Annotated in this window: 10 protein-coding genes; 3 read left to right on the top strand and 7 right to left on the bottom strand. The window is 66.9% G+C overall.

From position 1 onward, the window contains the following. Nucleotides 1–45 precede the first annotated feature (45 nt). The 7 genes from ACFQGD_RS17955 to ACFQGD_RS17925 form a co-directional block, all read right to left on the bottom strand. Nucleotides 46–2,091 carry a site-specific integrase gene (locus ACFQGD_RS17955; protein WP_345392809.1) on the bottom strand — a complete coding sequence of 682 codons (2,046 nt, stop codon included), beginning with the start codon at nucleotides 2,089–2,091 and terminating at the stop codon, nucleotides 46–48. Further along, nucleotides 2,088–2,795 carry a tyrosine-type recombinase/integrase gene (locus ACFQGD_RS17950; protein WP_345392812.1) on the bottom strand — a complete coding sequence of 236 codons (708 nt, stop codon included), beginning with the start codon at nucleotides 2,793–2,795 and terminating at the stop codon, nucleotides 2,088–2,090. Before ACFQGD_RS17950 ends, ACFQGD_RS17955 begins: the two co-directional genes overlap by 4 nt. 33 nt (nucleotides 2,796–2,828) lie before the next feature. Then, on the bottom strand, nucleotides 2,829–3,317 hold the full coding sequence (locus ACFQGD_RS17945; protein WP_345392815.1) for a site-specific integrase: 489 nt from the start codon (nucleotides 3,315–3,317) through the stop codon (nucleotides 2,829–2,831). Nucleotides 3,318–3,554: 237 nt separating this feature from the next. Then, complete coding sequence (locus ACFQGD_RS17940; protein ID WP_345392821.1) at nucleotides 3,555–5,015, bottom strand: purple acid phosphatase family protein; 1,461 nt, start codon at nucleotides 5,013–5,015, stop codon at nucleotides 3,555–3,557. A 571-nt stretch (nucleotides 5,016–5,586) separates the two neighbouring features. Then, nucleotides 5,587–6,060 carry a hypothetical protein gene (locus ACFQGD_RS17935; protein WP_345392824.1) on the bottom strand — a complete coding sequence of 158 codons (474 nt, stop codon included), beginning with the start codon at nucleotides 6,058–6,060 and terminating at the stop codon, nucleotides 5,587–5,589. 171 nt (nucleotides 6,061–6,231) lie between these two features. Beyond that, nucleotides 6,232–8,361: a YhgE/Pip domain-containing protein gene (locus tag ACFQGD_RS17930; RefSeq protein WP_345392827.1), complete on the bottom strand. Its 2,130-nt coding sequence runs from the start codon at nucleotides 8,359–8,361 to the stop codon at nucleotides 6,232–6,234. Further along, a complete protein-coding gene (locus ACFQGD_RS17925) occupies nucleotides 8,355–11,057 on the bottom strand; it encodes an MMPL family transporter (protein ID WP_345392829.1) in 2,703 nt (900 codons plus the stop codon). The genes ACFQGD_RS17930 and ACFQGD_RS17925 overlap by 7 nt, the downstream gene beginning before the upstream one ends. A gap of 125 nt (nucleotides 11,058–11,182) precedes the next feature. On the opposite strand from ACFQGD_RS17925, the gene ACFQGD_RS17920 reads away from it, so the two are divergent. The 3 genes from ACFQGD_RS17920 to ACFQGD_RS17910 all read left to right on the top strand — a co-directional run bounded on the left by ACFQGD_RS17920 (nucleotide 11,183) and on the right by ACFQGD_RS17910 (nucleotide 13,890). After that, nucleotides 11,183–11,842: a TetR/AcrR family transcriptional regulator gene (locus ACFQGD_RS17920; protein WP_345392832.1), complete on the top strand. Its 660-nt coding sequence runs from the start codon at nucleotides 11,183–11,185 to the stop codon at nucleotides 11,840–11,842. A 198-nt stretch (nucleotides 11,843–12,040) separates the two neighbouring features. Beyond that, nucleotides 12,041–13,636, top strand: coding sequence for a matrixin family metalloprotease (locus tag ACFQGD_RS17915; RefSeq protein WP_345392835.1), 1,596 nt, complete (start codon nucleotides 12,041–12,043; stop codon nucleotides 13,634–13,636). Then, nucleotides 13,636–13,890 (top strand): hypothetical protein, encoded by a 255-nt coding sequence (locus tag ACFQGD_RS17910; protein ID WP_345392843.1) that lies wholly within the window; start codon nucleotides 13,636–13,638, stop codon nucleotides 13,888–13,890. The genes ACFQGD_RS17915 and ACFQGD_RS17910 overlap by 1 nt, the downstream gene beginning before the upstream one ends. The last annotated feature ends 11 nt before the right edge of the window (nucleotides 13,891–13,901 follow it).

The raw sequence follows: 13,901 nt of genomic DNA, 5'->3' as shown, positions 1-13,901 counted from the left end.
GACGGCGTGTCGCAGCCGCCCACCACCGGCATTGCCGAAGCGCTCTCAGCAGGCGACCCGCAGTTTCTCGCCCGTTGGATGCAATTCCCGAGGGTTCTTGTAGCCGAGTGTCACGTTGATGTCGCGGTGACCCGCGATGACCTGTGCGATGTGCGGCGGCAGCCCGTTGAGAACGGCGTCGGTGATGAACAACCTTCGGAAATCGTGCGGGGTATAGCGCAACGGACTGCCGTCGGGCTCGGTCAGGTCGGTGCGGGCCAGGGCCTTGGAGAGCAACTTGCGCACGAAGTCCGGGGTGAGGGCGCGGTGTTCGATGTTGACGCGGCGCTGGAACAGCAGCGGCGCCGGGTCACGCCAGACGCACTCATGGTCGTAGGCGGTCACGAGTGGAATGGCACCGGATTCGTTGCGGATCCGACCAATGATCGCGGCGAGCACGTCAGCGAGCTCGGGGCTGACCAGCAGGAGCCGTTCGGTATCGGTCTTCGATGGGGCGATCTGCAGCAGCGGCACGAGTTCCCCGGTCGTGGGCAGACGGTATTGCACCAGGCTGTGGTGGGAGAGTTCGAGGAGTTCCTCGATCCTGACCCCAGTGGCTCGCAGAACCTCCACCGCCGCCCAGGTCCAGAACGCGTAGTCCTCGGCAAGCACGAGATCCTCGCGTTGCCCCGTGTCGGGATCTTCGACCCAGACCTTGCCAGCGCGAGCGTGGGGCGTGTCCGCGCGCACCAACGTCTGGCCCGCGGCGGTGAACGTGTCGCCGGGACCGGCGTTGCGTCCCGCGTGGAGCAGCGCTTCGGCGTCCTTGCGGTGCTGGTCGACAGAGTGGATCAGCTTCGGCAGGACCGGAAGCCGTTCCCGGGTGCGAGCGTCCATTCGAGACTTGTGCCGACGTTTGGCCTTGCGGACCTCGATTTCCTGGGCGCTGACCGGGCTGGGCGCGACCCAGGGACCCCACCGGGCGGGGTCCTCAACGGCCCAGCATGCGAGGTCAAGGTAGAGCGCTCGCACCGGCATGAGAGATTCCCGGTAGCTGATGCGAGGAACGCGGACGTCGCTGTTGGTGCCGCTGTCGGTGCGGACTCGCGTTGTCTTGCTGCGTAGACGCTCTTTCCATGCGGCGGCGACCTCGGCCGGCAGGTTCAGGCTGTCGATCCCGGGGTGGTGCCGTTCGATATCGGCCCAGAACAGCCCGACCAGGTAATGCGCCAGCGACTTCACGCTCGCGTAGTCCAGCGTGGGTTGCCGTTCACAGAGGTAGGCAACCAGCAGATCGCGCACCGATCGGCAGGTCAGCTGGTAGCGATCGACCAGTTCAGCGGGGGTGAGCTGCCCCAGAGTGCGCAGCTCCCGCAGCGAGCTCGGCGCATCGGGTTCTAAGATGCCCATCCGGTGCAGCGTGCGATAGAACGCCGTGGTGCCCGCAGCTCGCTTGACGAGGACGTCGTTCTCGGTATCCAGCAGTTCCAGGACATCGCCGACGGCGACGTCGGACAGGGTGCCGCCTTTGGCCGCGAGGATGTTGGCGCTGCGGTAGAGGGTCCGCTTCGTCTCGGCCGGACTGAGGTCCGCGTCCGTGTCACACATGGCCCGCAACCGCGCGAACCCTTCGACGTCGCGGCTGCGGGCCATGTTGCGGACCAGCGCTCCCCGGCCCGTCGATCCGCCCGCCAGCCAGGACAGGGACGGGCGGATGATGTCACCGCACGTCGCGACGATGACCGCCCCGGACAGCGCCCACTGGCGCCATTGCGCTGGCTCGGATCGAGCGCGCAACCATGCCGCCGTCACCTTCCGCCAGTCGGCACCGGCCTGTTCGGCTCCGCTGGCCAGCCACCGTTGCTGCCAGGTGGTGCCGGGCTGCTCCTCAAGCCAGTCCAGCAGCAACCTCAGACCACTGGCACGCACCTTCTGGCTGTTGGGTTTGTGCTGCACGAACGGTGGCGCGGTCAAGCGCGCCAGCACCACATCCCGCGGCTGCTGGGTCGCATCCCATGCCTCCGCCGCGGGTCGGGCCGGGAACCGCGTCCTGCCTGCCGCGCGGCGTTTCATCCATACTGATTCCTGGACTCTCTCGATCACCGCGGTCATGACGATACCTCCGTCCCGAACAACACGCCCAGCGTTTCCGGGCGGTAGCCCGGCGCCGGAGCAGGGGCCACCCGCGCCGCGGCCTGCCGAGCCTGCTCGGCGTGATGGGCGAGCATCCGTCGGATGACTTCTTCCTTGCGCGGCGTCAAATACAGCTGTGTGGTGGTCAACGCGGCGTGTCCGAGGACAAGCTGCACGTCAGTCAGCGGAAGGTCCGGGTCTTCGGCCATCCGGTAAGCCGCGGTATGGCGCAACGAATGCAGCGTGGCGTTCGTGCCGACCTGCTGGTTGACCCGCTCGAACATGCGATGAGCCGCGTGATACGTCAGCGGGCGGGTCGGCCGGCGCAGTGTCCACCACAGCGGTTGACTGCGCCCGCGGGGGATCAGCTCCTGCATCTCGACCTGGTAGAGCCGCAACCAAACGAACGCATCCGGCGACGCCGGCAGTTCCTGCAGCTGCCTGCTGCCCTTGCGGACAACAGTGATCAGACGCCGGCCAGGGTCGACACCGCCCTGGGTGGCCGACAGCAGCTCCGAGGCCCGTGCTCCGGTCGACACGTAGAACGCCACCAATGCCCGATCCCGGTGCGAGGGCAGCCGAGCGAACATCTCGTTGAACTGATCGTCCGGGACGCTGCGAGGAATCCGGGTGGGCACGGTTGGCCGGTAGAGCCCGGTGCGTTCGTTGCGGTGCGGTTCCATCGGGTTGTGATGTGCCTGCGGCCGCCGCCCGCGTCAGGACCGCTCCAGCGGAAACGGGTTCAGGATCGGCCCGTCACCGAGGTCGAGATGGAACTCGTAGAAGCCGCGCAGCACCGTCTCGCTATGTGCACGCACCGACGGCGCATACGCCCGTGCCGGCGAAGGCGCTCCGCTAGGAGGCTGGCCCGGGCGACGCCAATGCGCGCGAGCAGGCTTGCCCGCGACCTGTAGCCAGCGGCAGAAGTCACGAGCCTCGACTCGTGTCGCCCGATCCCAGTCGACGCCGACCGCCCAGCAGAACCGGAACCAGCGCAGCAGGTCCATCCCATAGGACCGCAGCGTCGCTCCTGAACGACCGGCGGCCTGAAGCTCACGGAAGAACGCCGCCACCGACTCCACCGTCGCCCCGCCGCCGTCGAGTAACCGGTACGGATCCCACTCATCGCCGGTAGCCGCCAGCCTCCCAACCTGGGGCACCACCAGCGTCGCCAGATCCCGCGACGGAACGCGCGTCTCGTCCATGGACGCAGATGTTTAGCACAACCAGTAGAGGGTCACTGACCTGGGGATATGCCCCACCTAGTTCAGTCAACAGGCAGTCGGTCTGTGGCCGGTCGAACACACCGCCCTCGATCGGGCCGCTGACAGTCCAGTCCGGATCAGACCGATCCTGCGGCGTGCCGCTGGCGGGTGTGGCAGCGAGGAGGACATGCAGCGCCAGCAGCATCGCGCAACATCGGCCGATGGACAGTAGCGTCGTCACGATGGTTCCTTCCCGTCACGAGAGTGCCGCGCGCTCGGCATATGCGAACGGAGGAGAGTGAGCTCATCGACGACGCGTCGATCGCCCGCGTCAACCGAACGGATGGTCAAGGTGGTTGTGCCGCCACTATCGGGCGGGGATGCCTCGGCGCAGATCACGATGGGCGAGAGTTCGTCTTTGACCGCGGACCACGTGACGACCTCAGGAACCCGAAGTCCGAAATCGGTACCGGTGTAGTGGGTGACCCCGGCGACGGGCGCCGTCGCGATGTCCGGTAGTCGTTCATCCTCCTCGGATAGTCCGGACACGATATAGGTCGTGCCTGCCTGTCCCGGGTCGATTGTCGCGCCGATCGGGGCCTCCGTAGTGGGGTTGCCTTGCCGGATCGGGTGAGTGCGCTCATAGAGGTGGTTGTGGCCATTGATGACGAGATCGACCTGGTAGCGGTCGAACAGCGGGGTCCAGCGGTCACGCACGCCACCATCGGAGCTATGGCGGCTCGACGAACAGTACGGGCAATGGTGAAAACCCACCACGATCCAGTCCACGTCCGGGCGTGACCGGTAGTCGGCCAGGGTCGCTTCGAGCCAGCTTTCCTGAGCGCCGCCGAGGTAGTCCCGGTTTCGGGGCAGCTCGGCGCTGGCGTCATTGCTGTCCGGTGCGATGAATGCGACATTGCCGATCCGCAGCGACCACGTCGCTCCCCGCGGTCCGCCTGCGCCGTTGTCCGGCGGCACGAAACGCGCGAAGTAGGACGCGTAGCCCAACTCTGTGCCGTCGACCTCCATCTCGTGGTTGCCCAGCACCGGCATCCACGGGACCCGCGACGCGAAAGGCTGCAACCCGGCAAGCCAGGCGTCCCATGCTGACGGGTTGTAGCGCCGCTCGTCATCGGCCCACAGGGCTTCGAACGCACGGATTCCGCCCGTGTCTGAGGCATACGACAGGTCGCCGACATGCAGGTGCAGGTCCGGGTCGAAGCTCGCGACGGTGTTGACGACCGGTGCCATCCGGTTCTGGTAGGTGCCCTGATCCCCGAACGCGGTGAACCGTACCGGCCGACGCTCGTTTCCCACTGTGGTAAACGTCAGCTCGTCACTACTACCGCCGTCGTGGGCCGCACGGTAGAAATACGTCTTGCCAGGATCGAGATTCGACAACCGCGCGTGGTGCTGCACCGCATCGACACCAGGCGCTGGTTTCGACTCGGCATCGACTACCTCGCTCAACCCGCCTTGCGTGTCGCCGAGTAGCAGCCTCGGCGTGGCCACCGACTCGGCGGTGCTCCACGACACCACCATTTCCCGCCGCGGGTCGGCACCGTAGGTCAGGTGAATGCCGCTAGGCCGCATCGCGGTGTCGCCGGGCCGCTGCCACAGAATCGGCCCACCCGCCACCGCGCCACCAAGGGCCACGGCACCACGCAGGACAGAGCGCCGATTCAGCTCTCCAGCCATCGGCACCCAGCTCCCGTCTCACCATTCGCCGTGGCCGCGGCAACTGTTCGCGACAAGGCGCAGGCAACAACCCGAACCTTGAGACTGAAACAAGTTCTACCTGATGTCAAGACTCGGTGTGCGTTCGACTCACACCGCGAAACGTCGTAGGTCAGGCAGTGAGTGACGAAGTCCTAGTGCGAGCGAAAGGAACGCGCGGTCGTCTGTCATCACACACCCACTTCGCCGGGCCAAGCAGGGACGCTCAGCATCCCCTCCTCCGCGCGCCCGCGACCCGTCACTAGCGCTGTTTTCCACCGTCGCGAAGCGATGCTGTAGACCAGTGACACTCGCTCCGAGCTGGGCACCACGGTGCGGGTCCAACGTACTCGCCACCCCTGTCGGTGCCAGCTGCACGTTCACGTCGTACCGCTTGCCGCCCGACCGCTCCGCCACCAGCCGCTCGGCTTGCCGCGTCACGTCGTCCATGGCGGAGTTCCACGCGGTCGAGAGTCCATAGAGGACGCTGAACGAGTCAAGCGGTGGTACATCGGCCGGCGGATCGGGCAGCACCATCCACGGATCGGTGGCGTTAGCCGTCCATGTCGAAGTCGCTCAGTGAATGCCCGTCCTCCACCGCGTCGAGACCGTTCGTGACATGCTCGAATATCGCGTGAGTGAAGTCGTCGGACGTCGACGCGATCGCGTGCTCCGGCTCGGCGTCGGTCACATCGACGATCGCGTGCTCCGGTTCCGCGATCGCGTGCTCCGGTTCCGCATCCCCGGTAACACCTGGCACCGCGACGGTGTCGTGCTTGGTTTCATCCAGGTCAGCGCCAGCGCCGAATTCGAAACCAGCGAAAGCGTCGTCGAGGTTCGGCTCGGTGCTGCCGTGCTCCGGCTGTCCGGTCTGATCGGATACCGGCGGCGGCGGGGGATCCGGTGGCGGCGGCCGGTCGGGTCCGCCGTCCGGTACCGGTAAGGGGCCGTCCGGCCGCTCGGTGTCGGGGTCATCCGGCGGGTACGGAGTGTCCCTGCCAGTCTGGGGAAACTGGTCGCGTGTCATCATGCTCTCCCTTCGCGCTACCTGACGGCTTACTTTCCGCAACCGTGGCTCGCCGCTTCAGGGCGCACATCGGGGAAGGCCCCCGTCTCACCCGCCGCCGATAGGGGGTCCGGCTCAGGAGTGGTCGCTGGGATCCGATCCCGTGAGAACTCGGGCGACGCGCCGATCAGACTACGTGGCCGCGGGCAGGAACGATCCGCTGCGCAGCTGCTTGCCGGTCAGGAACCGGCGTCGATCGGTGACGACGATGGTGGCGAGAGCACCGATAGCAAGCCAAACGGCAAGTTGGATGACACCGGTGGTCGCGCCGCCGGCCTCGGTCACGATCGCGCGCAGCGCGAGTACGGCACCGTGTGTCGGCAACACACCGGAGATCGCGTACAGCGGGCCGGGGATGGTCGATACGACACCGGTGGCGGCGGTCAGCACAAGCACCGCCAGTGACGCCAGCCGTCCCGGCCGCTTGAAGATGGCCGTCGCCGCCTGGTTGAGCGCGACGAACGCGAGCGCGGCCAGCAATGTCACGCCGAGGAACGCAAGCCATTGGCCGAGCCCAAGGTCGAGGAACGGTGCGAGGACGAGGCTCAGCCCCAGTACCGCCAGTACCGCCGCTGTCGCGCCGGGCATCGCGGCACGGGCGATGATCCGCCAGGTCGGCTCGCGTGAGGTGAGCACCGCAGAGGGCACGGCGCGAGTGATCAGATACGTCGCGAGCGCCCCTGCCCACAGCGCCAGCGCCACGAACAACGCGATGGCCGACCGGCCGATGTCGATCCCGGACCCGTCGGCGGTCATCGGCGTCGCCGCGACCGTTTTCAGGTGGTCTCGCTCGTCGTCGGTGTAGGTGGGGATCTCGTCCTTGCCGCTGGCGAGGCCGGTCGCCAGCTCTTCGGCTCCGTCGTGGAGCTCGCCGGCGCCGTCGCGAACCTTGCCCGTACCGTCACGGAGCTCGCCGGCGCCGCCGCTGAGTTCGCTGGCGCCGCTACTGAGTTCACCGGTGCCCTCGGCGAGTCTGCTCGCTCCATCAGCTAGCTCGTGTGCACCGTCGTTGGTTCGCCGTACGCCGTCGTCCAGCCTGCGAGCGCCTTCCGCCGCGTCGGCGATACCCGCCGCGAGCTCACCGGCGGAGTCCGCGAGCCTGGCGTTGCCGTCGGCGACCTTGCGGGCGCCTTCGGCGAGCGCGGTGACCGAGTCCCTGGTCTCGACCACCGACTGCCGGACGGACTCCCGCACGGAGTCGATCTTCTCGGCTTCGGCCGTGAACCGGGCAGCCGCGTCGCGGAGCCGATCACAGATCCCGGTCTCACCATCGGGTTCGCACTCGTCGGCCAGTCGCTGGAACTCCGCGGCGGCCGATGAGGCCGCCGGAAGGGCGTCAATGGCCGTGATGATCCGATTCGCCAGCGGCACCACGACATCGGCGATCTGTTCGTTGCCGTTGGCGACCTGCCGGGCGCCTTCGGCGAGCCGTCGGGTGAGCTCGGGCAGCCGGGCGGTGTCGCGCTCAGCCTGGGTCAGCCCGTCCGCCAGCTCGGCCGAGCCATCGGCGAGCCGCGCCGTGCCGTCCGCGAGCTCCGCCGCACCCGCCGAGAGCTCGTGGGCCCCCTCGTCCAACTCGTCGGCCCCTGTGGAGAGTTCGTCGGCACCTATGGCGAGCTTGTCCGCACCATCGGCCAGCTCCCGCGTGCCCGCGAAGAGCTCACCGGCACCATCGGCCAGTTCACCCGCGCCGTCGGCCGCTTCGGCGATCTTGTCGTGGATCGTGCCGAACGCGATGTAGATGTTGCCAAGGTAGGTCTCGACCACCTGCTTGTTCAGCGTCCGCTGGGTGGCTTCGGCGACTTGCCTGCTGACCTCCGGGTCGATCACGCCGGCTGCCGCCGAGGTACGAACCGTGACCTCGGCCTGGGTCGCCTCGAGTGGTTCGGCGGTGGCGACCGACGTCGCGCGCGCCGAGAAGTTCTCCGGGATCGTCACGGCAGCGGTGTAGGAGCCGTCGGCGAGTCCGGCTTCCGCGTCGTCCGCGCTGGTGAGCACCCACCGGTACGCGGAGTCCGCGCGGTGGGTGAGGTTCGCGGCCAGTTCCCTGCCCAGCGGGACCAACTGATCGTCGACGGTGACCGGCTCGTCGAGGTTGACAACCGCGGCCGTCGCGGTCCCGTGGTCGGCCTGCGGCGACCAGTACGCCCAGCTGAGCAAGGCGACGATGAGCGCGGGGACAACGACGAGCCCTGTCCAGGTCCGCCACGTCAGTGGTCCGGACGCGGTGGCACGGGCGGTGTTGGCGAACGGCTTCAACATGAGCTGGCCTCGAGTGATTGTGTTGTCAGGGCAAGAGTGGTCACGCCAGACCGTGGGAGCAGGTCTTGTATCCGAATTGGGTCCTGGCAGGTGAGCACGACTGTCGCGCGCTCGGTGCGGGTCGCGTGGTCGATCAGTCGGCGCAGCTCGGCGCGTTGCTCGGGGTGCGGCACGAGGTCGGCATCATCGAGAAGGATCAGCTCGATCCCATCGTCCACCGCGGTGGCGACTTCCCTTGCGGGGCTGGTGCTTTCCATGCAGGAGATGACCGCGACCTGACTTCGCAGCGCGTGTGTGTGCTGCGGCAGGACGTGGCCGAGCACCTTCAGGTCACCCTGCAGTCGCGGCACGCGCCCGGCGATGCTGAACAGCAAGGCACTCTTGCCGACGGTTCCAGGGCCGTGCAGCACGAGCGTCTCGCCGGTTCGCAGGTGAATCTCCACATCCCGGTACACGGTGCGGTCCCGGTCGTCGGTCAGCGTCAGGTTCGCCGCACTGACGGCCTCGGCGGAGTCCGGCGATGGCCAGTCAGCCAGCCGCAGCTCCCGCATCAGAGCGTCGCCTTCCGCGTCGAAGACCGGCAGTTTGCGGTCGAGCTTGGGCGACAACCCCCATGCCCGGTGACCGAGCATCGCGAGGATCGCGGGTACCAGTGTCATGCGCACGAGGAACGCGTCGACGAACACGCCGACGGCGAGGCTGAAGGCGATTGGTTTGATCGTCGAACTGCCTTCGGGCACGAACGCCGCGAACACGGCGAACATGATCAGCGCCGCCGCGACGACCACCCGGGATGTCGCGACGAACCCGGTCTCGATAGCGCGATGCGGGTCCCCGCCGTGCACGTAGTCCTCCCGGATCCGGGAAACTAGGAACACCTCGTAGTCCATAGCGAGCCCGAACAGCACTCCCATCAGGATGATCGGCAGGAAGCTGATCACGCTGCCGGTACGGGTGATGTCAAGGGCGTCGGCGAAATGGCCTTGCTGGAACACGAACGATGTGGCGCCGAACGCCGCGCCGACCGACAGCAGGTATCCCGCGGTTGCCTTGATCGGAACCCAGATCGAGCGGAACACCATCGCCAGCAGCACCAGCGACAGCCCGATGACGAGGATGCCGAACGGGACGAGCGCGTCACCGAGCTGCGCCGAGACGTCGATGCCTGCCGCGGTGATCCCGGTGACGGCCGTGGCCGTTCCGTAGGTTTCGAGGAAGTGTGGTGCTTTGGCACGGAGCGTGGCGACCAGCTCCTCGGTCCCCGGTGAGTCCGGTGCCGTCGTGGGCACGACCTGGATCACCGACACCTCACCCTTGCGGTTGGGTGTGGCCACCGGCACCAGCGCCACACCATCGATGTCCCTGATCTCGTCGGCGATCTCGTTCGTGACACCGACAGGATCGTTGCTGGCGAGCACGTCGACGGTCACGAGTAGCGGGCCGTTGTAACCGGGTCCGAACCGCTCGGTGATTACGTCGTAGGTGTCGCGGGCAGGGTTGCCCTGTGGTTCGGTTCCGTTGTCGGGCAGTGCGAGCCGCAGATCGGTAGCGGGAATGGCGACTACCGCCAGCCCGGCCACGACAATCACGACAGTCAGTGCCGGGACGCGGGTGACGAACCGAATCCAGCGCCTGCTGAGTCCGGCATGTTCACGACCAGCGCGGCGCCGGCGCTTGGGCCGTATCCGGTCCCCCGCGAACGCGAGCAAAGCGGGAATCAGCGTGACCGCGATGATGACGGCGACCGCCACCGCGGCCGCGGCGGCGACACCCATGGTGGTCAGGAACGGGATGCCGGCAACGGCAAGCCCGAGCAGCGCGATCACCACGGTCAGCCCGGCGAAGATCACCGCGGATCCCGCTGTGGCCGTCGCCCGCGCGATCGACTCCTCGACGCCGATTCCGTCGGTGAGCTGATCTCGGTGCCGTGCGAGCAAGAACAGCGCATAGTCAATGCCGACGGCGAGCCCGAGCATCACCGCGAGCATGGGCGCCGTAGAGGAGATCGGAACCATGATCGTCGCGAGCATGATCAGGCCGATCGAGACGCCGACCCCGATGACCGCGGTCAGCAACGGCATACCCGCGGCCAGGAACGATCGGAACACCACGAGCAGCACGACCAACGCGATGACGAGACCAGCGGCCTCCACGACGCTGAGCTCGGGCACCCGCTCGGAGAGCGCGTCGCCACCCGCGTACACGTCTGCGTCGCCACCGATCGCGCGTTCGTATTCCTCGGCGATCGTGGTGATACCCGCCTTGGTCTCCTCCGAGACGTTGAGCAGGTCTACCTCGAGCAGCACGGAGACCATGGCGGCGCGGTTGTCGGTCGACAGTGCGCCGGTGACGTCGTCGCTGAACGGGTTGAGCACCATGACGACCTGGTCGAGACGTTCGAGCTCGGTGACCGCGTCGGCGGTCGCCGACGTGATCGCGGGAGTCTCGACGCGCTCTCCCTCAGGAACGACCACGACCAGCTGCGCCGACGTCCCGCTCACCTCGGGAAAAACCCGGTCCAGGTAGTCGAGTGCCTGCTGGGACTCGGAGCCGGGTATCTCAAAGCTGTCGTCCGTGCCGTGGTTGAACAGCGTGGCACCGCCACCAGCGCCCGTGAGCAGCACGATCCAGATGAGCAGTACGAGCGCTCTGTGCCTGGCGGCCGACCGGCCGAGCCGGTAGAGGAACGACGACACGTCTCGGCTCCTTGTCGATCCCTGATGACGAAGTCGATACAGTCTGTATCGCGATACATCGTGTATTCAATACACTGTGTACCGAATCACTCGGCGAACGACCTGTGTGACAAGCTGAGGCCGCGATGACGGACGACACCAAGAGCCAGCAACCAGCGACCCGGCGACGTGCGGTGACCCGGCGACGCCTCCTCCAGGCCGCCCTGGAAGTGTTCATCGAGCACGGCATTCGCGACACGCCGGTGGAGCTGATCTGCGACCGTGCCGGATTCACCCGCGGCGCGTTCTACTCGAACTTCGACAGTAAGGAGGACCTCTTCCTCGCGATCCTCGAGGAGCAGGTCCAGCTCCGACTCGAGCAGCTCGAGCAGTCCGTGAACGAGGCGCTGGCCACGTTCGGCCCCGAACGACCAGACAGTGTGCTCAACGCCGTCGTGCGGGCGAGCATGCCGTTCACGGACCAGCTGGCCGTCGACGAGAACTGGTACCTGCTCAACGCCGAGTTCCGGGCGCAAGCCCTGCGTCAGCCAGAGCTACGCGCGCAGACCGAACGGGTGCAGCAACGCCTGCTCGACGATCTAGCGAACGTGCTGACGAACATGCTCGACCGCATCGGCATGCGACTACTGGTCCAGCCGAGGGACGCGGCGCTGGTCGTCATCTCGCTGTATGACGCCGCTATCGAGCGCGGTCTCTTCGAGGGCGGCAGCGGACCCGCCGACCGGCTCGTCACCGAGATCCTGCCGCTGATGACGTCGGCCCTGATGGAGCCCGTGCCCAACTAGCTGCTCACCCGATCCAGCCTGCCGATGATCCGGCGCGCCGAGTGAGTTCACGTCATGGCTGGTCCATACCGGTGACAACTACTTGCGTCTCATTGACCGAATCACTTAGCCAGGTTCACGCTAAGTATTGGACCGACAGCACCGTGCTGCGACGACGTCGAAGGGTCCCAGATGTCTGCGGCAGGCCAGGTGAGGCGCATGCGCCTCGATATCAACCCACCGGGCGACACCGCGCGGACGGGACGGGTGGATTGGGACGAGGGCGAGCAGCGGCGGGTACCCGATAGGCGGCAAACAGCACCCCGCCGACGCGCCACGGCGACGGTCGAGGTCTCGGTCGAGGTCACCGACGCCGGACGGTGGCTCGCCTCCTGCCCGGTCGAGCTTACGTTGCTGCACGTCCACCGCGCGGCGAAGACGCCCGCTCGCGATCTCGAACGCCGCTGGTCGCTGACCGGGGCGGAGCACACTCTGACCGATGTCCCACTCGGTGACCATCTGGCGATCGTCCGCATCGAGAGTCACCGGCCCTACGCCACGATGATCGCGGTCCGCGGCAGGCAGGAACACATCACGCTGCGGCCCCCACTTATCCCCGTCGAGAGGACCGGACAGTCCGAAGAGCTGCTGCGGCCCGGCGAAAGCCATCCGTTCGTCGCGTCGGTGCGAACGTTCCTGCGCCACTTCGGTTACCTGCGGGAAGGCTGCGACTGCCGGCATTCCGAGATCTGTAGCCATGTGGCGGGTGCGCTGGTGCGCTTCCAACGCGCCTTCAGCCTCCGCGCCAACGGAGCGCTGACCATAGACGCGCTGCGTCTGATGCACCTGCCGCGTTGTGCCGTCCCCGACATCACCACCGACGACGATACACAGCCGGAGAATCGCGTCGTCGCAAGCGGATTCGGCGAAGCGGTGTCCGGGCCAGGTGGGACGTCGGAGGAGGACCCCATCGTCTTCAGCGACAACCACTGGGACGACGTCACGCTGACCTACCGGCAGCTCGACGGGACGTCCGATGTCACCAACGAGTGGTCGGAGATCCGGTCGGCGATGCAGGCGTGGGCTGATGTCAGCCCGTTGAGCTTCACCCGCACCACCGGCACACCGTCGCACCTGGAGTTCGACTTCCGCGCCCCGTCGGAGGATGACTACCCGTTCGATAAGGGTGGGTCGAAGGACTACAACACCTACGCACGCGGGTTCTTCCCCACCAACGGCCTCATCGAGTTCGACGACCACGAGGACTGGAGCGATCTCAGTATCGAAGCCACAGCGGCCCACGAGATCGGGCACGCGATCGGCTTGCGGCACTCATCGGTCAAGAACTCAACGATGTACGCCTACTACCACGACAGCTGGGACACGCCGAAAGAAGTCGATATCCGAGGCGTGAAGAGTCTCTACGCACCCGTGGTGCGTCGCGACGGGCAGTTCATCGCCTACCCGCTGTGGGCGGTCAGCGTAACCGGGGGCACCGACACCGTCACCATCGATCTAGGACGTCCACGAAACTTCCTCGCCTGGGGCATCATCACCGTGCTGGACGCCAAGATCGACCTGGACCGCGACAACATGTGCTTCGTCGACGTGTTCGAGGTCGACGGCACGCGCACCGGGTGGCGAGCGGCAGGCGGCGACCACTTCGGTTCGCCGAGCTCGCCCGCGAACCCGCACCAGTCGGCGTATACCGGTTACGGGCGCACGGTCATGTTCCGGCTCGTCGCCGGGCATGTCGCCGATCTCGAGGTCGGTGGATACGCGCTGGTGCTTGTCCTCGATGAAGGAGTCGACTGATGCCGTTCTACGTGCTTTACGACACCCGTGATGGTGCGGTCATCGGAATACACAGCGAGGTCATCGCCGGTACGCAGGACACAGCAACACTTACCGACGAGGAGGTGCTCGCCGCCGCGATGCCGGAGAATCCCGACATCGACGTCGCCGTTCTCGAAGTAGCGGACCATCCTCGTCCCCGCAGGGGCTACCGGCTCGTTGTCGATCCTCACCTCCGTCAAACCATCGAGGTCGAAGCATCATCGGCCGAATGAACCGGAGCGCG

The organism is Haloechinothrix salitolerans (assembly GCF_042662605.1).
Taxonomy (GTDB): Bacteria; Actinomycetota; Actinomycetes; order Mycobacteriales; family Pseudonocardiaceae; genus Haloechinothrix_A; species Haloechinothrix_A salitolerans.
This window is presented reverse-complemented; position numbering and strand designations above follow the sequence as displayed.